General features: G+C 34.3%; 23 protein-coding genes and 1 pseudogene. 18 read left to right on the top strand and 6 right to left on the bottom strand.

Annotated features, from left to right (window positions below; all coding sequences use genetic code 11):
• Nucleotides 1-22 precede the first annotated feature (22 nt).
• Nucleotides 23-1,087, top strand: a complete 1,065-nt coding sequence (locus tag MHH59_RS18725; protein WP_002128663.1) for a lactonase family protein — start codon at nt 23-25, stop codon at nt 1,085-1,087.
• 34 nt (nt 1,088-1,121) lie between these two features.
• Here MHH59_RS18725 and MHH59_RS18720 read toward each other — a convergent pair whose 3' ends face one another.
• From MHH59_RS18720 to MHH59_RS18710, 3 genes are read right to left on the bottom strand one after another with little or no spacing between them, the layout of a single operon-like run.
• Nucleotides 1,122-2,033 carry a DNA-3-methyladenine glycosylase 2 gene (locus tag MHH59_RS18720; protein WP_340852099.1) on the bottom strand — a complete coding sequence of 304 codons (912 nt, stop codon included), beginning with the start codon at nt 2,031-2,033 and terminating at the stop codon, nt 1,122-1,124.
• A 2-nt stretch (nt 2,034-2,035) separates the two neighbouring features.
• Entirely contained in the window at nt 2,036-2,560 is a 525-nt protein-coding gene (locus MHH59_RS18715; protein WP_016120666.1) for a methylated-DNA--[protein]-cysteine S-methyltransferase, read from the bottom strand.
• The gene (locus MHH59_RS18710; RefSeq protein WP_033731160.1) at nt 2,547-3,137 is read right to left on the bottom strand and encodes a bifunctional transcriptional activator/DNA repair enzyme AdaA; all 591 of its coding nucleotides are present in this window, start codon (nt 3,135-3,137) and stop codon (nt 2,547-2,549) included. Before MHH59_RS18710 ends, MHH59_RS18715 begins: the two co-directional genes overlap by 14 nt.
• Nucleotides 3,138-3,291: 154 nt before the next feature.
• On the opposite strand from MHH59_RS18710, the gene MHH59_RS18705 reads away from it, so the two are divergent.
• The 6 genes from MHH59_RS18705 to MHH59_RS18680 all read left to right on the top strand — a co-directional run bounded on the left by MHH59_RS18705 (nt 3,292) and on the right by MHH59_RS18680 (nt 9,047).
• Nucleotides 3,292-4,050, top strand: a complete 759-nt coding sequence (locus MHH59_RS18705; RefSeq protein ID WP_340852097.1) for an exodeoxyribonuclease III — start codon at nt 3,292-3,294, stop codon at nt 4,048-4,050.
• Between the two features lie 309 nt (nt 4,051-4,359).
• Entirely contained in the window at nt 4,360-5,325 is a 966-nt protein-coding gene (locus tag MHH59_RS18700; RefSeq protein ID WP_002087985.1) for an iron-hydroxamate ABC transporter substrate-binding protein, read from the top strand.
• 27 nt (nt 5,326-5,352) lie between these two features.
• Nucleotides 5,353-6,360 carry a FecCD family ABC transporter permease gene (locus MHH59_RS18695; protein WP_002066739.1) on the top strand — a complete coding sequence of 336 codons (1,008 nt, stop codon included), beginning with the start codon at nt 5,353-5,355 and terminating at the stop codon, nt 6,358-6,360.
• Nucleotides 6,353-7,375: a FecCD family ABC transporter permease gene (locus MHH59_RS18690; protein ID WP_002087982.1), complete on the top strand. Its 1,023-nt coding sequence runs from the start codon at nt 6,353-6,355 to the stop codon at nt 7,373-7,375. The genes MHH59_RS18695 and MHH59_RS18690 overlap by 8 nt, the downstream gene beginning before the upstream one ends.
• 15 nt (nt 7,376-7,390) lie before the next feature.
• On the top strand, nt 7,391-8,212 hold the full coding sequence (locus tag MHH59_RS18685) for an ABC transporter ATP-binding protein (protein ID WP_033731158.1): 822 nt from the start codon (nt 7,391-7,393) through the stop codon (nt 8,210-8,212).
• Nucleotides 8,213-8,228: 16 nt separating this feature from the next.
• Entirely contained in the window at nt 8,229-9,047 is an 819-nt protein-coding gene (locus MHH59_RS18680; RefSeq protein ID WP_340852095.1) for an alpha/beta hydrolase, read from the top strand.
• Between the two features lie 44 nt (nt 9,048-9,091).
• On the opposite strand, the pseudogene MHH59_RS18675 reads toward MHH59_RS18680, so the two are convergent.
• A pseudogene (locus tag MHH59_RS18675) lies at nt 9,092-9,781 on the bottom strand (class I SAM-dependent methyltransferase).
• A 91-nt stretch (nt 9,782-9,872) separates the two neighbouring features.
• Here MHH59_RS18675 and MHH59_RS18670 point away from each other — a divergent pair.
• The 10 genes from MHH59_RS18670 to MHH59_RS18625 all read left to right on the top strand — a co-directional run bounded on the left by MHH59_RS18670 (nt 9,873) and on the right by MHH59_RS18625 (nt 18,295).
• Nucleotides 9,873-10,949, top strand: coding sequence for a helix-turn-helix transcriptional regulator (locus MHH59_RS18670; RefSeq protein ID WP_002128649.1), 1,077 nt, complete (start codon nt 9,873-9,875; stop codon nt 10,947-10,949).
• A 153-nt stretch (nt 10,950-11,102) separates the two neighbouring features.
• Nucleotides 11,103-11,477 carry an ArsR/SmtB family transcription factor gene (locus MHH59_RS18665; protein WP_002066747.1) on the top strand — a complete coding sequence of 125 codons (375 nt, stop codon included), beginning with the start codon at nt 11,103-11,105 and terminating at the stop codon, nt 11,475-11,477.
• 66 nt (nt 11,478-11,543) lie between these two features.
• Nucleotides 11,544-12,266, top strand: a complete 723-nt coding sequence (gene gpmA, locus MHH59_RS18660; protein WP_033731155.1) for a 2,3-diphosphoglycerate-dependent phosphoglycerate mutase — start codon at nt 11,544-11,546, stop codon at nt 12,264-12,266.
• A gap of 60 nt (nt 12,267-12,326) precedes the next feature.
• Entirely contained in the window at nt 12,327-12,587 is a 261-nt protein-coding gene (locus MHH59_RS18655) for a ferredoxin (RefSeq protein ID WP_078178286.1), read from the top strand.
• A 92-nt stretch (nt 12,588-12,679) separates the two neighbouring features.
• Nucleotides 12,680-13,615, top strand: coding sequence for a cation diffusion facilitator family transporter (locus MHH59_RS18650; RefSeq protein ID WP_002167777.1), 936 nt, complete (start codon nt 12,680-12,682; stop codon nt 13,613-13,615).
• A 261-nt stretch (nt 13,616-13,876) separates the two neighbouring features.
• Nucleotides 13,877-14,104 carry a hypothetical protein gene (locus MHH59_RS18645; protein ID WP_000849103.1) on the top strand — a complete coding sequence of 76 codons (228 nt, stop codon included), beginning with the start codon at nt 13,877-13,879 and terminating at the stop codon, nt 14,102-14,104.
• Between the two features lie 292 nt (nt 14,105-14,396).
• On the top strand, nt 14,397-14,699 hold the full coding sequence (locus MHH59_RS18640) for a metal-sensing transcriptional repressor (protein WP_002014668.1): 303 nt from the start codon (nt 14,397-14,399) through the stop codon (nt 14,697-14,699).
• 176 nt (nt 14,700-14,875) lie between these two features.
• Nucleotides 14,876-15,082, top strand: a complete 207-nt coding sequence (gene copZ, locus MHH59_RS18635) for a copper chaperone CopZ (protein ID WP_002033654.1) — start codon at nt 14,876-14,878, stop codon at nt 15,080-15,082.
• Nucleotides 15,083-15,176: 94 nt separating this feature from the next.
• The gene (locus MHH59_RS18630) at nt 15,177-17,597 is read left to right on the top strand and encodes a heavy metal translocating P-type ATPase (protein ID WP_002128640.1); all 2,421 of its coding nucleotides are present in this window, start codon (nt 15,177-15,179) and stop codon (nt 17,595-17,597) included.
• Between the two features lie 218 nt (nt 17,598-17,815).
• The gene (locus tag MHH59_RS18625) at nt 17,816-18,295 is read left to right on the top strand and encodes a GNAT family N-acetyltransferase (protein ID WP_002033656.1); all 480 of its coding nucleotides are present in this window, start codon (nt 17,816-17,818) and stop codon (nt 18,293-18,295) included.
• A 19-nt stretch (nt 18,296-18,314) separates the two neighbouring features.
• On the opposite strand, the gene MHH59_RS18620 is transcribed toward MHH59_RS18625, so the two are convergent.
• Both MHH59_RS18620 and MHH59_RS18615 read right to left on the bottom strand, forming a co-directional pair.
• Nucleotides 18,315-18,587: an HU family DNA-binding protein gene (locus MHH59_RS18620; protein ID WP_002033657.1), complete on the bottom strand. Its 273-nt coding sequence runs from the start codon at nt 18,585-18,587 to the stop codon at nt 18,315-18,317.
• Nucleotides 18,588-18,728: 141 nt separating this feature from the next.
• Nucleotides 18,729-19,544, bottom strand: coding sequence for a formate/nitrite transporter family protein (locus MHH59_RS18615; RefSeq protein WP_340852088.1), 816 nt, complete (start codon nt 19,542-19,544; stop codon nt 18,729-18,731).
• A 196-nt stretch (nt 19,545-19,740) separates the two neighbouring features.
• On the opposite strand from MHH59_RS18615, the gene MHH59_RS18610 reads away from it, so the two are divergent.
• On the top strand, nt 19,741-20,634 hold the full coding sequence (locus MHH59_RS18610; RefSeq protein ID WP_002167779.1) for a metallophosphoesterase: 894 nt from the start codon (nt 19,741-19,743) through the stop codon (nt 20,632-20,634).
• Nucleotides 20,635-20,638: the final 4 nt, after the last annotated feature.

Below are 20,638 nucleotides of genomic sequence, written 5' to 3'. Positions count from 1 at the left end.
GTTTGTAAAAGGGGGAAATGTTATGAGTGAAAATCAGTTTCATGGTTATATAGGGACATATACCAAAGCAGAGAGTAAGGGGATTTATAAATTTATACTTGATACGAACATCGGAGAACTTAAAGGGATTGAATTAGCAGCTCATATAGGAAGTCCGACATATGTAACGATTAGTCATAACAACGAGTACCTTTATTCTGTTGCGAAAGATAATGGGTTAGGTGGAATTGCTAGTTTTTCTATTCATAATAAATCCGGTAATCTAAATTCGATTAGCATGCAAGTTTTAGAAGGGGCATCGCCGTGTTATGTAAGTGTGAATCGGGAGAATAGTATAGTAGTAGCAGCTAATTATCATAAAGGAACAGTAGAGTCCTATTTAGTGAAAAAGGATAATGGAAGTTTAAATGCTGCTACGGTAATTGTAGAACATAAAGGGTCAGGACCAAATAAGGAAAGGCAAGAAAAGGCACATGCTCATTATATAGATTTTACTCCTGATGAAAAATATGTAGTAGCAGTTGATTTAGGAATAGACAAGGTGATTACATATAAAGAAAGTGATGGAGAACTAATAGAAGTTACACGGTTATCTGTAAAACATGGTAGTGGTCCAAGGCATCTTATATTTCATCCAAGTGCGCAGTATGCATATGTTATGACAGAATTAAGTTCAGAGATTATTGTACTTCAATATGATGCAAAGAGTGGCAGTTTTAAAGAAAAACAATACATTTCTACATTACCTGAAGATTTTAGAAAAGATAGTTACGGAAGTGCAATTCACATTTCTTCTGATGGCAAGTTTGTTTACGCAGCAAATAGGGGACATAATAGTATCGCGGTTTTCCGAGTGAATGAGCACAATGGAGAGCTCGCTTTTATTGAAACAGTATCGACAGAAGGGGATTGGCCACGTGATTTTTCTTTAGATCCGGATGGGAAATTTTTAATTGCAGCGAATGAAAGATCTAATACTTTGACTTTATTTGCTAGGGATGAAATGACAGGGGAGCTAACGCTTGTACAGACGGACGTAAATGTTCCAGAGCCAGTATGTGTGAAGTTTTTACATGTGAAAAAATAGATAGGTTTCCCTATCTATTTTTTATTAGGAAATTTTAATATAGCACCCGCCACAAATAAAAAGTCGCGTAAGACTCCCAATTTGTCCAATTTGATGCAAATTCTTTTATTTCATTTTTAGTCGGTTTCTTTTCGGAACCTGTTATAAATTTAATTGCATTATGCAAACCAACATCATCAATTGGAAAAGCTGAAGGGAATCGTAAACAACGCATCAAAACATAGTGAGCTGTCCATGGCCCTATACCGCGAATGCTAGTTAATTGTTTTTCAGCTTGCTTCACATCTTGTATTTGTAATAGAGATTCTTTTGATAATTTACCTTCTGTAATGAGCTGCGCGACGTCAATTAAGTATTCGCACTTTCTTGTAGTCATTTTTAATGTTGCGAGATCTTCTACATCTAAATTTGCTATTACTTCAGGTGATGGGAATATCCAATGTTTTCTACCGTTCCAATCTACATAATCGCCAAAATTTTCGACTAATCTTCTTTTTAGAGTATAGGCATATGTGAGGTTGATTTGTTGACCTAGAATCCCCCAGCATAGTGCTTCAAATAAATCCGGAATTCCCAAAGTACGAAGACCGTAAAATTCTTTAATGGGTTTTTGAAGGAGTGGGTCGTGTTTAGCTAATTTATAGAAGGGAGCTAAATCAGTAGTTAAATCAAACCACTCTTTTACATAGTTAGATACGGCATCGTGTGCCCATTTTTCAGAGACATATGATGCTCCTAAAAAACGTATTTGAATATTACTATTGGCATTCAAACCAATTTCAACTAATGGATTTATGTTTTGAACAGGAATGACTTTATAGATTTTATTGTTTTCAATATGAAACATACATTCATTTTTAGAACGCGATAGATAGCGTAAGTTTTCTTGAAAACTAAATTCTTTTGGAACGACTAAAGACAATATTTCATTACAATCCTCTGTCATATTTACTCCTCCCGAAGCGCTTCTAATTTGAGCAATTCTTTTTTCATTTCTAAACCACCTCTAAAACCGGTAAGTTTACCATTTTTCCCAATAACGCGGTGACAAGGAATAGTGATAAGCAGAGGATTTGCCCCAACGGCAGTCCCAACGGCACGTACAGCTGTAGGTTTTTGAATTCTTTCTGCAATTTCTGAATAAGAATATGTTTTTCCATAAGGAATTTCACGTACCGTATTCCAAACAGATAATTGAAATTCAGTTCCGTAAGCATCAATAGGGAATGTAAAAGTTTCTCGCTTGTTTTCTAAATACTCGATAACTTCTTTCGTATATGTTAGCAGGTAATCTGGATTGTGAGTCAATATATGCTGTGGCAGTTTTTTTCTAGCCCACAAATTTAGTTCTTCAAAGTTTTCGTCTTGAGATCCAATGAAACATAGTCCATTTTCAGTTGCAGCAATATGCAAGCACCAATTTTTATGTGTAATTAGCGCCCAATATATAGATTTATTTTTATAGGAATTCATTATTGTATCCCTCTTTCATTTCGTTCTTTTTTCGATATTCAGTAGGAGTAAATCCGGTTTTCTTTTTAAATAAAGTTGCGAAATACTCCGAGTTTTCTATCCCGACAGCAGTACTAATTTCCTTAACGGATTGATTTGTATGTGAAAGATATTCTGCCGCTTTTTTAATTCTGAATTGCTGTATATATTCTATTGGACTAATCCCTACAATTTTCTTGAAAGTGCGTTGTAGATGATAAGGGCTACCATGGCATATTTCTGCGAGTAAGTCGAGGGTTAGCACGTCACAATAATGTTTTTGGATATATTCTTTAATTTGCTCTACCCATTCTTCATTAGGTAAAGTTAGCCCGTTTGGTTTACAACGTTTACACGGACGAAAATTTTCATGTAATGCTTGCTCTGCCTTAAGAAAAATACGTACATTGTTTTTATTCGGTATTCTCGATTTACATGATGGTCGGCAAAAAATACCGGTTGATTTTACAGCGTAAAAGAATTTGTCATCATATATGGAGTCATTATGAATAATTGCTTGCCAATACTCATTTGTTACTGTGAACTCTTCATTATGCACAGAACATCACCTCTGGCATTAGTATAACCTGAATAAAGTACGTATGTACGTATTTACGAATGTAAGAGCAAGATTACAAAGATGAAACTATGATAGGGTATCTATTTTGTGTTAGCATGAAAATTGAAAATGCACATCAAGAGGAGGAACATAGATGAAGTTGATTTCATGGAATGTAAATGGTTTGCGAGCAGTTATTGCAAAAGGTGGATTTCTAGAATATCTAGAAGAATCTAATGCAGATATATTTTGTTTACAGGAAATTAAATTACAAAGTGGACAAATTGATTTAAATCCCGAGGGATATTATACATATTGGAATTATGCTGTGAAAAAAGGCTACTCAGGAACGGCTATTTTCACGAAAAAAGAACCGATTTCTGTTACATATGGTTTAGGGATTGAAGAGCATGATCAAGAAGGACGAGTTATTACGTTAGAATTCGAAGATTTTTATATGATAACGTTATATACACCAAATTCAAAACGTGGATTAGAACGATTAGATTATAGAATGAAATGGGAAGATGATTTCCGGGCGTATATTAAGCGGTTAGATGAGAAGAAACCAGTTGTTTTTTGCGGTGATTTAAACGTTGCTCATAAAGAAATCGATTTAAAAAATCCGAAAAGTAATCGGAAAAATCCTGGTTTTTCGGATGAAGAAAGAGAGAAATTCACATGTGTTTTAGAGGCGGGATTCATTGATACGTATCGCTATCTTTATCCTGATCAAGAAGGAGCGTACTCATGGTGGTCATATCGTATGGGTGCAAGAGCGAAAAATATCGGTTGGCGTTTAGACTACTTTGTGATTTCTGAAAGGCTAAAACATAAAATTACCGATGTGAAAATTAATAGTGAAGTGATGGGATCGGACCATTGTCCAGTTGAATTACATATAGATTTCTAAAAAAAGAAGTATCTTCCTGAAAAAAGGAGATACTTCTTTTTTGTTCAGTTTGTTAAAATTTTTCAAATCATTCTTGAAATAATCTGATATTAAATATATACTTAATAACGATAATCATTATCACTGTTAGTGATTATCGTGGGATGAGGGTTGTAAAGAATTTAATACTAGGGGAAGTGAACGAGAATGGCTCTCCATTTTACGTAGATTTATTAATGATGTGAAATATAGATGAGGATTATGTTTCATATAATTAAGTTTCATTGTTGAAATAATATATTTGAAGATTTCGAGAGGAGATATATAAAGATGAACAAGAAGTTATTTACATTAGGGATGGTTACAGTTTTAAGTGTTGGTTTAGCAGCATGTAATAGTGCAGACAAAACTTCTGGGGAACAAAAACAACAGACAAAGGCTACGGAAACGAAAAAAGACGAAAAGCGAAAGATTACATATTTAGGTAAAGAATATACAGTACCAGCAAAAGTAGATAAAATTGCGACAGCTAGTTTAGAGTCAATGGAAGATGCGGCAGTACTTGGAATTAAACCGGTAGGTGCAATTACGGTTGGTGGGAAATTACCAGGGAACGTTGCAAAAGATTTAGAAGGTGCGAAATCTGTCGGTGAGAAAATGGAACCCAACTTTGAAACATTACTTCAATTAAAACCTGATGTTATTACATCAAGTACGAAATTCCCAGCAGAAGCGGCTGAGAAATTTACGAAGGTAGCTCCAACAATCCCAATATCACATGTTTCTACAGATTGGGAAGAAAACTTAAAATTAATGGGAGAACTATCTGGTAAAAAAGACAAAGCAGAAAAAATTATTAAGGATTATAAAGCAGACGCTGAAAAAGCGAAAGCAAAAATTGGAGATAAGTTAAAAGATAAAAAGGTACTTGTAATAAGATTAAGAGCGAATACATTATTCGTTTATCCAGAAGGAGTATACTTCAACCCTGTAATTTATAAAGACCTTGGATTAACTGCTCCAGAACAACTTAAAAATGTAAAAGCGCAAGAGAAACTCTCTTTAGAACAACTGGCTCAAATAAATCCAGATTACGTATTTTTACAATATGAAGCAAGTGAAAATAATAAACCAAAAGTACTAGAAGAAATAGAAAGTAATCCAATTTGGCAAAGTGTAAATGCTGTAAAAGAGAAGAAAGTATTTGTAAATACTGTAGATCCTATTGCACAAGGTGGTACTGCTTGGAGTAAAACAGTATTTTTAAAAGAAGCAGTGAAAAATTTGACTAAATAATAAAATTAGTAAGGTGCGTTGAATGATATGCGGAAAATAAATTCACTTCCAATGATAATTTTATGCTTAGCACCCATATGTATTTTACTTACTGTTATTTTATCTATCTTATATGGGACAAAAAATATCGATTTTGAAACGACGTGGAATGCATTGTTTCATTTTGATTCGAGTAATGTAAATCATAATATTATTGTTACATCTCGTTTACCAAGGGTAATTGGAGCTCTTTTAGTTGGAGCTTTTCTAGCCATATCAGGAGCACTTATGCAGGGGATGACAAGGAATTATCTTGCATCCCCTTCTATTATGGGTGTGACGGATGGTTCTGCTTTTGTTATTACAATGTGTATGGTATTCCTTCCGGGAATGTCTTCAGTCAACATGATTTTATGTTCTATGCTGGGTTCAGCATTAGGCGCGGGGATTGTTTTTGGATTTGGTTCACTGCTTAGAAACGGATTGTCACCTGTAAGATTAGCAATTATAGGAACCGTGATAGGGACATTTTTAAGTAGTCTTTCTGCCGCAATTGCTTCTTATTTTCAAGTCTCTCAAAATATTAGTTTTTGGTACAATGCGAAATTAGATCAAGTAGATCCCAATATACTTAAATTAGCAATTCCTTTTGGTATAGTTGGTATTATTTTAGCACTTCTTATTTCAAAATCTATTACAATCCTTTCATTGGGAGAAGAAGTGTCTATTAATTTAGGACAGCGTACGAAAATTATAAAAATGACTGCAATTTTATCTGTTGTATTTCTGACTGGCACAGCAGTTGCTTTAGTAGGGAAAATAGGTTTTGTAGGACTAATTATTCCTCATATTACCCGCTTTTTAATCGGTGTAGATTATAAATGGATTGTGCCTTGTGCTGGAGTAATTGGTGGTGTGTTTCTTGCTTTATGTGATGTGTTAAGCAGATTTGTAAACTATCCATTTGAAACACCAATAGGCGTTGTTACGTCTCTAATTGGAATTCCTTTCTTCCTTTATTTAATTCGTACAAGAGGGGGAGAGAGACATGCTTAAAGGCTCAAGTCAGCGTTTTGTAATGACTATGGGTACTATTATACTTTTAATTTTATGTACCATTTATATTAGCTTAACGAATGGTACATTTGATATTACAATTATGGACGTCTTTCGAACAATTTTTCGGATTGATCCAGTCCCAGAACATGATTTAGTTATATTTGATTTTAGACTGCCGCGAATCATAATTGCTGGCCTAGTAGGATTAGGTCTAGGGATAGCTGGCGCTGTTATTCAAGGGATTACGAGAAATGGTTTAGCAGATCCGGGTATTTTAGGAGTAAATGCTGGTGCAGGAACTGCAATCGTAATTTTTATGTTCTTTTTCCAAGGACAAATAAAGAGTACGGATTGGATTTCTATAATGATGATGCCGATGTTTGGCTTAGTTGGAGGGTTAGGCGCGGCTATATTAATTTATATATTTTCTTGGCGAAATGGAAAGTTAGATTCACAGCGTCTGTTACTAACAGGGATCGCAATAGGGTCAGGTTTCGGAGCGTTTTCTATGTATTTATCATTGAAAATGAAAGCAACTGACTTTGAAATGGCAGCTGTCTGGGTTTCAGGTAGCATATATAATGCAAACTGGAAATACATTATTGCAATGTTGCCGTGGCTTATTATATTAATTCCAATTATAAAAAAGAAAGCTTATTTGCTAGATTTATTTCAATTGGAAGAAACGAGTATTACAAGTCTAGGTGTTTCAGTAGAAAGAGAGAAGTCTATTCTATTATTAAGCAGTATTGGACTTGTAAGTGCATGTGTTGCTGTTTCAGGAAGTATTGGATTTATTGGTCTAATGGCGCCACATATAGCCAAAAGACTTGTTGGCATTCAACATAAATATGTAATTCCTACATGCGGAGTAATTGGGATGCTACTTGTAATTGCTTCAGATTTTATCGCAAAAACAATTTTTATGCCTGCAGAATTGCCTGTAGGGATTGTTATTGCTATTGTCGGTGTACCGTATTTCTTATATTTACTTTATAAGGCGAAAGCGTAAGAGGAGGAAATACAAGTGAATATTTTAAGTGCAAAAAACTTGGAAGCAAATTATGAAAAACTTACAGTGTTTCGCGATTTAAATGTGGAAATACAAAAGGGAAAAGTAACGACAATTATAGGTCCAAATGGATGCGGAAAATCGACATTATTAAAAACGATGGGAAGAATTTTAAAACAAAAAAGCGGTAAAGTATATTTACAAGGACAAGATTTAAATACGATTTCAACGAAAGAAATCGCGAAACAGTTAGCTTTGCTTCCGCAAAATCCGATTGCCCCGGGAGAGATTAAGGTAGAAGAGTTGGTTTCTTATGGGCGTTATCCACATCGTAATAACGTGAATAAGTTAACTTCAAAAGATAAAGAAATGATTGATTGGGCATTAGATATTACCAAAACATCAGCGTTTCGAACGAGACAAATTGCGAATTTATCAGGTGGACAAAGACAAAAAGTATGGCTAGCGATGGCATTAGCACAAGAGACAGAAGTGTTACTACTAGATGAACCAACGACATATCTTGATATGTCTCATCAATTAGATGTATTACAAATTGTGGAGAAGTTAAATAAAGAACATAATTGTACGGTCGTTATGGTATTACATGATATTAACCATGCAGCGAGGTTTTCAGATGAAATTATTGCAATGAAGGAAGGGGAAATCGTTACAACTGGAAGCCCCGAAGAGATTATTACAAATGAAGTATTAAAAGAAGTATTTCATATTGATGCGCGTGTCATGATTGATCCGTATAATGGGTCTCCTGTTTGTTTTGGATACGATAGCGTTATATCTCAAGAAGAGAAAGTAGAAATATATGTAACGAGTTAAGAAGGGGGGATGTAAGATGAATACTACTATTGAAAAACAGCAGATTATTACATCTAATACAGAACAGTGGAAAATGTATTCAAAATTAGAAGGTAAGGAATATCAAATTCATATTTCAAAGCCGAGGCAGCCGGCACCAGAGTCAGGATATCCTGTTATATACGTATTAGATGGCAATGCCTTTTTTCAAACATTCCATGAAGCGGTTAAAATACAATCAGTTAGAGCAGAAAAAACAGGTGTTTCACCAGCCATTATAGTAGGTATTGGTTATCGTATTGAAGGGGCATTTTCAGGTGAAGAAAGATGCTATGATTTTACGCCTAGCGTAATTTCAAAAGATGCTCCTTTAAAACCGGATGGTAAACCGTGGCCTAAAACAGGAGGGGCACATAACTTCTTTACGTTTATTGAAGAAGAATTGAAACCACAAATTGAAAATAATTTTGAAATTGATAAAGAGAAACAAACGTTATTTGGACATTCTCTAGGTGGATTATTTGCATTACATGTACTATTTACAAATGTAAATGCTTTTCAAAATTATTTTATTAGTAGTCCGTCTATTTGGTGGAATAATCAATCCGTACTTGAAAAAGAAGAGAACCTTATAAATGAATTAAACAATGCTAAGTTTGAAACAGGGGTATTCCTTACAGTTGGGTCACTAGAACGAGAGCATATGGTTGTAGGTGCAAATGAATTATCAGAGCGCCTTCTCCAAGTAACACATGATAAACTTAAATTTAAGTTTTATGAAGCGGAAGGGGAGAATCACGCATCTGTTGTCCCAACGTCTTTAAGTAAAGGATTGCGATTTATTAGTCAAGTGTAGAAGACGTATATGAAAAAAGGTAAGCAATTGCTTACCTTTTTTCATTATTGTTTTATTGCCACGTACCCATCAATTAAAAAGCTAGTGAAAAAACGAGTGATTTGAGTAAAGCCACATTCCTCCATGATAGTTAGTAAATCTGTTTCAGAAATAGGAAACATTTCTTTTTCAAAAGAATTTTCAAATCGTTCCCAATCTTTTAATGGAATTTGATTTTGCATCATATGGTTGCGCCAAGCATTTAATTGTGCAGAAAACATACTTGTATGGGGTATACCATTTATTGAAGAGAGAAAGAATGGAGCACCGGTCTTTAAGCGACTACTAATTTCATTAAGTAACTCTTTTTTCCCCTTCATAGTTGGGATGAAGTGCAGAACAAGCATACAGGTGGCAGCGTCAAATAATGGATTGGTTAATAATGAATGAACAGTTCCATGTACAAAGTGAATTTGATTTTGTATGCCTGCGTTTTCAATTCTTTTTTTAGCTAACTGTAGCATGCTTTCAGATGGATCAACACCTGTAAAATAAAAATTGCTATTTTGTTTGCCTATTGAGAGGATTTCTTGTCCACCACCAGCACCTATAATTAGTAACTTTGGATTCATATTTTCTTTAGGGAGTGTAGTAAATAAGAAATGATTCATCATTTCTTATAGGGTAAAATATCCAGGGATTTTCAACGGAATTGTTCGTTCATACATATGTACAGTACAATCATTCCAGCTCATTTTTTAACCTCCTCTTTTACAATAAAGTTTCACTTTATTATGAAATGAAATGGTTAGAGGAAACAATCCCATAAATCTGGGGGGAATAAAGATGATTTATGAACAGGCAACGAAAGAAATAACAGTGTTAATGAAAAGCGAGAGCTCAACTAGACAATTCCAAAAAGGGTTTTTAAATATATTAAAAAAGTTAATTCCATTTGATGCTTCCTGCTTCACCGCTATAGACCCACGCACATTTTTATCAACCGGGGCATATACAGATCGAATAATTGAACAGCTGCATTCGCTGTTATTTATGAATGAATTTTTAGAGGATGATTACAACAAATTTAAAGATTTAGCACGAAAGGCCCCCCATGTTGGCGCGATACGTATTGTCACAAATGATAATCCGATAAAAAGCGCTAGGTATCGAAATATTTTAAAACCAGCCGGTTTTATAGATGAAGTAAGAGTGGTTTGTATGAGTAAAGGAAAATGTTTTGGACACTTAAGTTTGTTTCGAGATAATACAAGAGTATCTTTTCAACAAAATGAATGTGAGTATTTATCAAAAATAAGCTCTATTGTGGGAGATACATTAAGAAAATCATTTATAACATGTTCAGAGGAACAAGTGGAAGTAGTAGGAACGGGTACGATTATATTAAATGAAAAATTTGACCTACTATATTGGGATCAAAATGGAAAGGCGTGGCTATCCACTCTTAGAACATATGAACAATTGAATGAAGATGACGTTCCAAGGCCAATACGTGCGGTTTGTTCAAGAGTGAAAGCCAACGAATCTAATAGGGAAGCAGCAGATGAAGGGGAAATGGTAGGTATTGGTTTATCTTGTGGACAATTTTTAGTTATTCGCGCGAGTAGGTTAGAAGGTTACGGTAGTTGTAATGATGGCTATATAGTTTTGTTTGAAAGAGCGAGGCCGGAAGAAGTTTTTCCCCTTATTGCAGATTCTTATAGTCTTTCTCAAAGAGAGAAGCAAGTGATAGTAGGGATTGTTAGAGGAATGTCAACAAAAGACGTGGCGGAAGAATTGCATATTTCTACGTATACAGTTCAAGATCATTTTAAATCCATTTTTGAAAAGGTAGGGGTATGTAGTAGAAATGAACTTATATGGGAGGTTTTTTCGAAGTTTTGTTTTTCTAAAGAGAAGTAATAATAGAAAAGAATCCAAAGTCATTTAGGATTCTTTTTTTATAATTTTTTTTTAGGATAACCGAAAACATTCAAATGAACATTTGAATGTTTTCGGTTAATAAGGTATACTGTATACATAATCAAATATATACTTGAATAAGAGGTGTTACTTATGAAAGAAGAACATTGTGAACTTTGTTATCACGATGAGCAAAAAGTAAAGCATGCAAGTGACATGTTGGAGAAAGAAAATATAAGTAGTGTAGCGAAAATGTTTAAGGCACTTGCAGATGAAACACGTTTGAAAATTGCTTATGCGCTGTATACGGAAAATGAGCTTTGCGTACGAGATGTCGCAAGTATTATTCATAGCAGTATTGCAACGGCATCGCATCATTTAAGACTATTACAAACAATAGGATTAGCGAAAAAGCGTAAAGAAGGGAAACTTGTTTTTTATTCATTAGATGACTCTCACGTAAATGGATTAATTGAATTAGCGTTTAGTCATAGTAGTGAAATGAACAAGAAAGAACTTGATATGTAATCATGCATTTTCATAAAGATACTTCTTTATGAAAATGCAACTTTAAAAGGAGAGGAGATAATAAGTATGGTAAAGCTAGTTTTAATACGGCACGGACAAAGTGAATGGAATGTTGAAAATCGGTTTACAGGTTGGACGGATGTAGACTTATCAAATGCTGGTCTTCGAGAAGCAAGAGAAGCTGGGGAGATTTTGAAAGCCGATGGATTCTCATTCGATATAGCATATACATCTGTTTTAAAAAGAGCGATGCGTACTTTGTGGATTACTCTTGAGGAAATGGATTTGATGTGGATACCTATTCATAAAACCTGGAAATTAAATGAGAGACATTACGGTGCACTTCAAGGATTAAATAAAGAAGAAACAGCGAGAAAATATGGTGATGAGAGAGTAACTTTATGGAGACGTTCAACAAATGTACGCCCACCAGCTCTTACAAAAGATGATGAGAGATATGAAGCGGCACATCCGAAGTATAGAGATTTAAAAGAAAATAAGTTTCCCCTTACAGAAAATCTAGAAGATACAGAAAAACGAGTTGTTTCATATTGGGATGAAGAAATAGCCCCTAATTTAAAAGGTGGAAAAAAAGTGATTATTGCAGCGCATGGAAATACAATACGAGCTTTAGTAAAACATTTAGATCAAATTTCAGATGAAGATATAGAATATGTAAACATTCCAACAGGAACACCATTAGTTTATGAATTAGATAACGATTTAAAACCGATATGTCATTATTATTTAAGGGGAAAAGGAGAAGTGATAGAAAGAAAAATAGTGTAAAATAATCATTTCTATATACCCTACCTTAGTATTGTATGAGATTAATGGAGGTAACAAATATTGTTACATTATACTGTTGTAAATAAAGAAACTTGTGAATCATGTGGATTATGCTGCTCTATAGCACCAGATATATATCAATTGGATTGTAAAAGTAAAGCATTTGGTGCATTAGATCACAATGAAGGAATAATTGGAATTCCAACTACATTTTTGAATGCAATGGTGGCAGCATATGAAAGTTGTCCGACAAATTCGATTCGAGTAGGAAAAGAGTCGTTTGAAAATCAAAAATTAGAAAATGGTATGAGAATGGATTAAAGCCGCGTTTCTATATTAATAAAAGCAATAGACAGATAGAAGTGGTGAATTTCAGAACAAATGTTAATAGATTAATAAAAGGAGGAATTTATATGGGACATCATCACGGTCACCAACATCATGGGCATTCCCACGGACATCACCATTTTGAAGAGAGTAGAGAAGGGAATAAGAAAGGTTTAATTACGGCATTAGTAATTACGGCAATTATTATGTTTCTTGAATTTTTTGGAGGACTAGTTACAAATAGTTTAGCCTTATTATCTGATTCAGGACATATGTTAAGTGATACAAGTTCGTTATTATTAAGTTTAATTGCCATTGGATTAGCAGCTAGAACAGTTACTTCTACAAAAACGTATGGATATTATCGTTTTGAAATTTTAGCTGCATTAATTAATGGAATTACATTATTTGTTGTGGCGGGACTTATCGTGTGGGAAGCAATCGGAAGGTTTTTTGAACCACCAACTGTAGCGAGTGGTCCAATGATGTTAATCGCATCAATTGGTTTACTAGCGAATTTAATTAGTGCAGGGGCTCTTATGAGACAAGGTGATGTGAAAAATAACGTCAATTTACGTAGCGCATATTTACATGTTCTTGGAGATGCTTTAGGTTCAGTTGGTGCGTTAGTAGCTGGTGCACTTATGTCTTTATTTTCATGGTATATTGCAGATCCAATTATCTCAGTAATTGTAGCGCTATTAATTTTAAAGAGTGCATGGGGAGTAACAAAACATTCCATTCATATACTTATGGAGGGTACACCTGTTTCAATTGAGATAGAACAAGTTAAGCAAGCTATTAAAGAAGTAGAGGGTGTACGTGATATACACGATCTCCACATTTGGACAATTACATCAGGATTAGATGCATTAAGTGTCCATGTAATGATCGATAAAAAACAGGACGATCAAGAAGTGCTTCAAAATATTATTACTATGTTAAAACAGGAGTTCCATATTGAACACGCTACAATTCAAATTGAAACGCTTAAGATTAAGCATAGTGAAATGGTCATTTAATAAAATTGAACAAAAAGGCTATGGAGGAAATTCTCCATAGCCTTTTTGTTCACGTAAGTAGAATTGTCCTTTTTGAACGTTTTGTTTCAACTTTTCGTCTAAAGAGACAAAAAGTTGTCACAATTCCGTCACAATTAGCATAAACATAAAATAGACGAAATGAACTTACTTCCAAAAGGGCTTGGTTAATTCAATTTATGATTAGTAAAGCTGAAAAAGCGCGGATTTAAAGTTCACTATATTCTCAAGGAGGTAGATCGTATGAAAACTATTCTTGCTATCGCTGGGCTTATTTGGGTTTTATCACATGGCATTCCAATTTATGAAGGAGAACAAATTCGCAGTGCTCTGAATAAAAATTTTAATGAATATCATATCATTGATCGGCAAGATAATGTTGTGACAGTTCGTGTAAATGACTGTTTTCATACGGTAACCGTTGAAGGAACTTCAGTAGTGAATGATACAAAAGTATGTGATCAGCAATAATTATATATAGGAAGAAAAAAGTCTCAATTTACACGTGTGAAAATTGAGACTTTTATATTTGTGGATGAATAATAAGCGGGGATGGACAATCCCTGCTTATTATTGTTTTTTTGAAAAAAAGAAAGGGTATCATATTAATTGAGACTGAGAAGCTAATGATGTGTTAAGAATAATCATAAAGCGAAAATATACTCATATGGGGTATCCTACATAGATATTTGATGATATAATTGGTATACTCATAAAAGCAATTGTTTTATTGGATGAAGAGAAACTTTAAGAAGGTGATAATATGGATCATAAGGACCATGAATCAGTAACACATAGATCAGAAAAAGAAAAAGAACAAATTATAAATAGATTAAAGAGAATTGAAGGCCAAGTCCGTGGTATTCAAAATATGATTGAAAATGATCGTTATTGCGTGGATATTTTAGTTCAAATTTCTGCGATTAATGCAGCGATGAAAAAAGTAGGAATGGGTGTCTTAAAAAATCATACGAGTCATTGTGTTTCAGGAGCTATTAAAAATGGTAATGGTGACGAAGCAATTGAAGAATTAATGACAGTATTTGAACGTTTTTCAAAAGCATAAAAGCCAAGCTAGTATTTGACTAGCTTGGCTTTTGTTTATATAGGAGAAGATATATAAATTCATAATTGGAGCAAAAAAATAAAAATCATGATACAAAACCATTGATTACCTTAGGGGGGTATGGTAAGATGTAGTTGTGATTAATAAACAATGAATAAACAAGAGGAGGATTTTAAATGGAACAGTTAACATTAAAAGTTGAGGGTATGTCTTGTGGGCATTGTGTAAATTCTATTGAAAGTAATGTGAAAGAACTAAACGGCGTTGAACAAGTAAAAGTTCAATTAGCAGAAGGAACTGTTGAAGTTACTATCGACTCATCAGTTGTAACGTTAAAAGATATCGTTGCTGTAATTGAAGATCAAGGCTATGAAATTCAATAATAATTTTTAATATAGAAATAAATCGTACTTTATATGGAGTACGATTTATTTTGCTGAAAATTATACCTTATAAGGGTATATAGAGGTGAGAGACATGAATGAACAAAAAGAGGCCAATCTCCAAATATCAGGCATGACATGTGCAGCCTGTGCAAATAGAATTGAAAAAGGCCTGAAAAAAGTAGAAGGTGTTCATGATGCAAATGTAAATTTTGCACTTGAAAAAACAAAAATAATGTATGATCCCCATAAAACAAATCCACAACAATTTAAGGAAAAAGTTGAGTCGCTAGGATATGGAATTGTAAGTGATAAAGCTGAGTTTACTGTTTCAGGGATGACATGCGCAGCATGTGCGAATAGAGTAGAAAAGCGTTTAAATAAGTTAGAAGGTGTGAACGGAGCGACAGTAAATTTCGCTTTGGAATCAGCTACAGTAGATTTTAATCCTGATGAAATTAATGTAAATGAAATGAAGAGTGCAATCACGAAATTAGGATATAAATTGGAAGTGAAATCAGATGAGCAAGATGGATCAACTGATCATCGCTTACAAGAAATTGAACGACAAAAGAAGAAATTTATCATTTCGTTTATTTTATCATTCCCGTTATTGTGGGCAATGGTGAGCCACTTCTCATTTACATCGTTTATTTATTTACCTGATGTGCTTATGAACCCTTGGGTGCAGCTAGCTCTTGCAACTCCGGTTCAGTTTATCATTGGAGGCCAGTTTTATATTGGTGCTTATAAAGCGCTACGCAATAAAAGTGCAAACATGGATGTTCTTGTGGCACTTGGAACGTCCGCAGCTTATTTCTATAGTGTGTATTTAAGTATTAGGTCGATTGGTTCTTCAGAACATATGACAGATTTATATTTTGAAACGAGTGCGGTACTTATTACTTTAATTATTTTAGGTAAATTATTTGAGGCGAGAGCAAAAGGGCGTTCATCAGAAGCTATTAAAAAGTTGATGGGACTACAAGCGAAAACTGCCACAGTTGTGCGAGATGGAACAGAGATGAAAATTTTAATCGAAGAAGTGGTAGCTGGTGATGTTGTCTATGTTAAACCTGGTGAAAAAATCCCAGTAGATGGAGAAATTGTAGAAGGAAAATCAGCGATAGATGAATCGATGTTAACAGGCGAGAGTATTCCAGTTGATAAAACAATTGGGGATGTAGTAATTGGCTCTACAATGAATAAAAATGGATTTTTAAAAGTTAAAGCAACTAAGGTAGGAAGAGATACTGCATTAGCTCAAATTATTAAAGTAGTAGAAGAGGCTCAAGGTTCAAAAGCTCCTATTCAAAGGGTAGCTGATCAAATTTCTGGTATTTTCGTACCAGTTGTAGTTGTAATTGCTATTATCACATTTGCAGTGTGGATGCTATTTGTTACACCTGGTGATTTTGGCGGAGCACTTGAGAAAATGATAGCAGTACTTGTTATCGCTTGTCCGTGTGCATTAGGTCTTGCGACACCTACATCTATTATGGCTGGATCAGGAAGATCGGCTGAGTATGGCATTTTATTTAAAGGCGGGGAGCATTTAGAAGCAACCCACCGATTAGATACAGTTATTCTAGATAAAACAGGTACTGTGACAAATGGGAAGCCGGTGTTAACAGATGTAATTGTAGCAGATGGATTCCATGAAGAAGAAATACTACGTTTAGTAGGTGCGGCAGAAAAAAATTCTGAACACCCACTTGCAGAAGCGATTGTAGAAGGAATTAAAGAAAAGAAAATTGTTATCCCAAGTTCAGAAACATTTGAAGCGATTCCGGGATTCGGCATCGAATCAGTTGTAGAAGGGAAACAATTATTAATTGGTACACGTCGATTAATGAAGAAATTCGATATTGATATTGAAGAAGTTTCTAAATCGATGGAAGCGCTAGAACGAGAAGGAAAAACAGCAATGCTTATTGCGATTAATAAAGAATATGCTGGTATAGTGGCTGTTGCGGATACTGTAAAAGATACTTCAAAAGCAGCTATCGCAAGACTTAAGAAAATGGGTCTAGACGTTGTTATGATTACAGGAGATAATACACAAACTGCTCAGGCAATCGCTAAGCAAGTTGGTATTGATCACGTAATTGCAGAAGTATTACCAGAAGGAAAAGCAGAAGAAGTGAAAAAACTGCAAGCGCAAGGTAAGAAAGTAGCAATGGTTGGAGATGGAATAAATGATGCTCCTGCACTGGCTACGGCGGATATCGGTATGGCAATTGGAACCGGAACGGATGTAGCGATGGAAGCGGCAGATATTACGTTAATCCGTGGTGATTTAAATAGTATTGCTGATGCAATTTTTATGAGTAAAATGACGATTAGAAATATTAAGCAAAATCTATTCTGGGCGTTAGCTTATAACGGCCTAGGAATTCCAATTGCGGCGCTCGGTTTCTTAGCACCTTGGGTTGCAGGTGCAGCAATGGCATTTAGCTCTGTATCAGTCGTATTAAATGCATTAAGATTACAAAGAGTTAAATTGAAATCTTAAACACTTTCAGCTATAAAGCGAATTTAATATGCTTTTTTACAATAAACAATACTTTGTATAAGTATTGTTTATTGTTCGTTTAGAAGGAAAAGTCGATATAATATAGAAAGAGCAGAAGTAGAATCATATATAGTGGAAGAAACTGCTTCGAAAATAAACACGAAATAATTATCCGGATAACCGAAATAAAAGAGTTAGTTTGATAAGGAGTTTTACATATGTTTAAAGATATTAAAATTAGAACATTCCAGAAAGAGGATTTAGAGCAAGTATTACAATTGTTCTATGAAACGGTTCATACGGTGAATGCAAAAGATTATAACGAGTTACAGCTACAGGCGTGGGCCCCAGAGCGACTAGATAGAGAGAGATGGCTACAGTCTTTAGAAAAGAATATTTGTTACGTTGCTGATTATAAAGGTGTGATAGTGGGATTTGGGGATTATAATGATGATCATTACGTAGATCGCTTATTTACGCATAAAGATTATCAAGGAAAAAGGATAGCATCATACATACTACAGAAGTTAGAAAAAGAAGCAGTGAACTTGCAGCATAGGGATATATATACAGAGGCGAGTATTACAGCAAAACCTTTCTTTGAAAGCAAAGGTTTTATTTGCATAAAGGAACAAAATAAGCAGCATAATGGTCAGATTTTTATTAATTATGTCATGAAAAAAATAGCCTTCTCATAAATGAGAAGGCTATTTTTCATTATTTTACAGCTTCTTTTAGTTCTTTACCAGCTTTAAAAGCAGGTACTTTAGAAGCTGCGATTTGCATTTCTTCACCCGTTTGTGGGTTACGGCCTGTACGAGCAGCTCTTTCACGAACTTCGAATGTACCGAATCCGATAAGTTGTACTTTTTCGCCAGCAGCTAAAGAGTTAGTGATTGATTCTACTACAGTTTGTAAAACTACAGTAGCTTCTTTTTGAGAAATCTCAGCGTTTTGTGCTACGTTTTTAATTAATTCTGTCTTATTCATGTTTTTCACCTCATATGTAAATAATGCTATTTAAGTTGTTATTATAACGTATAAAACATTCGAGAACAAGTGTACGTACATATATTCGCAAAAAAAATGAAATTTGTAATATTTTTTAGGACCAATTTATAGACATTCAATTTAAGCGGATACAGATTTTTTCTTTAATGCAGTTTGCTCTTTATTGGAAGGTAGTTTCTTATTATAAGATATGAAATAAGGTAATGCTACAAATAACATACCCCCTACTAAGTTTCCGAAGAAAACAAAAATGAAGTTTGGAAAATATTCAATCCAAGTTAAATGACCAGAAAAAATTGCAGCTGGGATGACAAACATATTGGCTACAACGTGTTGAAATCCAATCGCAACAAAAGTCATAACAGGGAACCAAATCCCGACAATCTTTCCGATAAATTCTTTACTTCCCATACTGAGCCAAACAGCTAAACAAACGAGCCAATTACACCCGATTGCAGAAATGAAGGCTTGCAGTGGTGTATCTTGTAGTTTAGCTTGTGCAATAGAAACTGTTTTTGCTAAAAAAGCTCCCTCCGTTAAGCCGACGATATGACCAAAAAAATAAGCGACGAATATAGCACCTATGAAGTTGCTAAACGTAACAATAACTAAATTTCGTATGAAGTGAAATAAGTCGATTCTTTTGTGAAGCCATGCCATTGAAACGGTCATCATGTTGCCAGTTACTAATTCACCGCCTGCAAGGATAACGAGTATAAGACCGATAGGGAATACGGCAGCACCTAAAAAGCTAGTAAATGATCCCCAAGATTTTGGCATTGTTCCGATAACATGGATATCAAGTAAATATCCTAATGCTATGAAAGCACCACCAAAAAAACCGAGAATTAGCATAGGGAGCAATGATAAATGAGCTTTTTTTCTTCCAGAATTAGCAGCAAGTTCCGTAATTTCTTCTGGTGTAAATACAGACATGAATAATCTCTCCTCAATAAAATGATAGAATGAATAGAAGGAACATTTTAAAGAATCTATGTATGATAAAAATATGATATGACTTCTGTATAAATTTGTCAAAGTGAATGGGGATGAAATTGGATATAACGAACATTGTTCATGTTGTCACATTAATGTAACAATAAGGATTTAAAGTGATTTTAGAGGTGAAAACATGAATACGCATCATGTAAAAAAAGAACGAAAAAAATCAATCGTAAAGATATTTATTATTAGTTTCATAAGTATATTAATGATACCAGTAAGTTTGTATTTCTATGCGACTGAAATAGAAAGAAGACTAGTAACAGTTACGTGGAATGAAATAGAAGCTCCTACAATTCCTAAAGAGTTTAATAATAAAAAAATATTGCAGTTCTCAGATGTACATTTAGGACCAGATTTTACATTGAAACAACTAGAAAATTTGGTGGAGAAGATGAATGAATTACATCCAGATATAGTAGTTTTTACAGGAGATTTAATAGATAAGTTTGGATCCTATAGTGCGGAAAGAGAAGAAGCAAAGGTTATTTTGCAGAAAATTACAGCTCCCCTAGGAAAATATGCTGTGTTTGGGAATCATGATAGAGGTGGGGGCGGTAGTTTATTTTACAAAAAGTATATGGAGGAAGCTGGTTTTTCTGTGTTAGTAAATGAAGTGCAGAAAATTAAAGCGGAAAACGGCAAGTATATTACAATATCAGGTTTGGATGATTTTTTATTAGGGAAGCCACAAATAGACTCGACTTTAAAAAACTTAAGACAACAAGATTTCAATATGCTATTAATACATGAGCCGGATGTTGTAGATAAAGTATCTCGTTATCCAGTCGATTTTCAAATGTCAGGACATAGTCACGGAGGACAAGTTCAAATTCCTTTTGTAGGTCCTTTAATTACTACAAAACTAGCTGAGAGTCATGTTGAAGGTATGTATGAATTAGAAGGGAAGAGTAAGCTGTTACATTTATACGTAAATCGTGGTATTGGGACAACCCGAATGCCTGTTAGATTTTTGAGTGTACCGGAACTCTCACTATTTGTATTGAAGCAAAGTAGTGACTGAAGTA

This window comes from Bacillus sp. FSL E2-0195, assembly GCF_038003645.1.
Classification (GTDB): domain Bacteria; phylum Bacillota; class Bacilli; order Bacillales; family Bacillaceae_G; genus Bacillus_A; species Bacillus_A mycoides.
The sequence above is the reverse complement of the archived record's forward strand: the minus strand, read 5'-3'. Positions and strand labels throughout refer to the sequence as shown.

Bases quoted from the DNA above. Each gene is read 5' to 3' on its own strand.
- MHH59_RS18665 (WP_002066747.1), top strand. From the start codon at position 11,103: ATGAAAGAAGAACATTGTGAACTTTGTTATCACGATGAGCAAAAAGTA.
- MHH59_RS18645 (WP_000849103.1), top strand. From the start codon at position 13,877: ATGAAAACTATTCTTGCTATCGCTGGGCTTATTTGGGTTTTATCACAT.
- MHH59_RS18700 (WP_002087985.1), top strand. From the start codon at position 4,360: ATGAACAAGAAGTTATTTACATTAGGGATGGTTACAGTTTTAAGTGTT.
- MHH59_RS18720 (WP_340852099.1), bottom strand. From the start codon at position 2,033: ATGACAGAGGATTGTAATGAAATATTGTCTTTAGTCGTTCCAAAAGAA.
- MHH59_RS18615 (WP_340852088.1), bottom strand. From the start codon at position 19,544: ATGTCTGTATTTACACCAGAAGAAATTACGGAACTTGCTGCTAATTCT.
- MHH59_RS18620 (WP_002033657.1), bottom strand. From the start codon at position 18,587: ATGAATAAGACAGAATTAATTAAAAACGTAGCACAAAACGCTGAGATT.
- MHH59_RS18670 (WP_002128649.1), top strand. From the start codon at position 9,873: ATGATTTATGAACAGGCAACGAAAGAAATAACAGTGTTAATGAAAAGC.
- MHH59_RS18725 (WP_002128663.1), top strand. From the start codon at position 23: ATGAGTGAAAATCAGTTTCATGGTTATATAGGGACATATACCAAAGCA.
- MHH59_RS18625 (WP_002033656.1), top strand. From the start codon at position 17,816: ATGTTTAAAGATATTAAAATTAGAACATTCCAGAAAGAGGATTTAGAG.
- MHH59_RS18630 (WP_002128640.1), top strand. From the start codon at position 15,177: ATGAATGAACAAAAAGAGGCCAATCTCCAAATATCAGGCATGACATGT.
- copZ (WP_002033654.1), top strand. From the start codon at position 14,876: ATGGAACAGTTAACATTAAAAGTTGAGGGTATGTCTTGTGGGCATTGT.
- MHH59_RS18650 (WP_002167777.1), top strand. From the start codon at position 12,680: ATGGGACATCATCACGGTCACCAACATCATGGGCATTCCCACGGACAT.
- MHH59_RS18695 (WP_002066739.1), top strand. From the start codon at position 5,353: ATGCGGAAAATAAATTCACTTCCAATGATAATTTTATGCTTAGCACCC.
- gpmA (WP_033731155.1), top strand. From the start codon at position 11,544: ATGGTAAAGCTAGTTTTAATACGGCACGGACAAAGTGAATGGAATGTT.
- MHH59_RS18640 (WP_002014668.1), top strand. From the start codon at position 14,397: ATGGATCATAAGGACCATGAATCAGTAACACATAGATCAGAAAAAGAA.
- MHH59_RS18680 (WP_340852095.1), top strand. From the start codon at position 8,229: ATGAATACTACTATTGAAAAACAGCAGATTATTACATCTAATACAGAA.
- MHH59_RS18610 (WP_002167779.1), top strand. From the start codon at position 19,741: ATGAATACGCATCATGTAAAAAAAGAACGAAAAAAATCAATCGTAAAG.
- MHH59_RS18715 (WP_016120666.1), bottom strand. From the start codon at position 2,560: ATGAATTCCTATAAAAATAAATCTATATATTGGGCGCTAATTACACAT.
- MHH59_RS18705 (WP_340852097.1), top strand. From the start codon at position 3,292: ATGAAGTTGATTTCATGGAATGTAAATGGTTTGCGAGCAGTTATTGCA.
- MHH59_RS18690 (WP_002087982.1), top strand. From the start codon at position 6,353: ATGCTTAAAGGCTCAAGTCAGCGTTTTGTAATGACTATGGGTACTATT.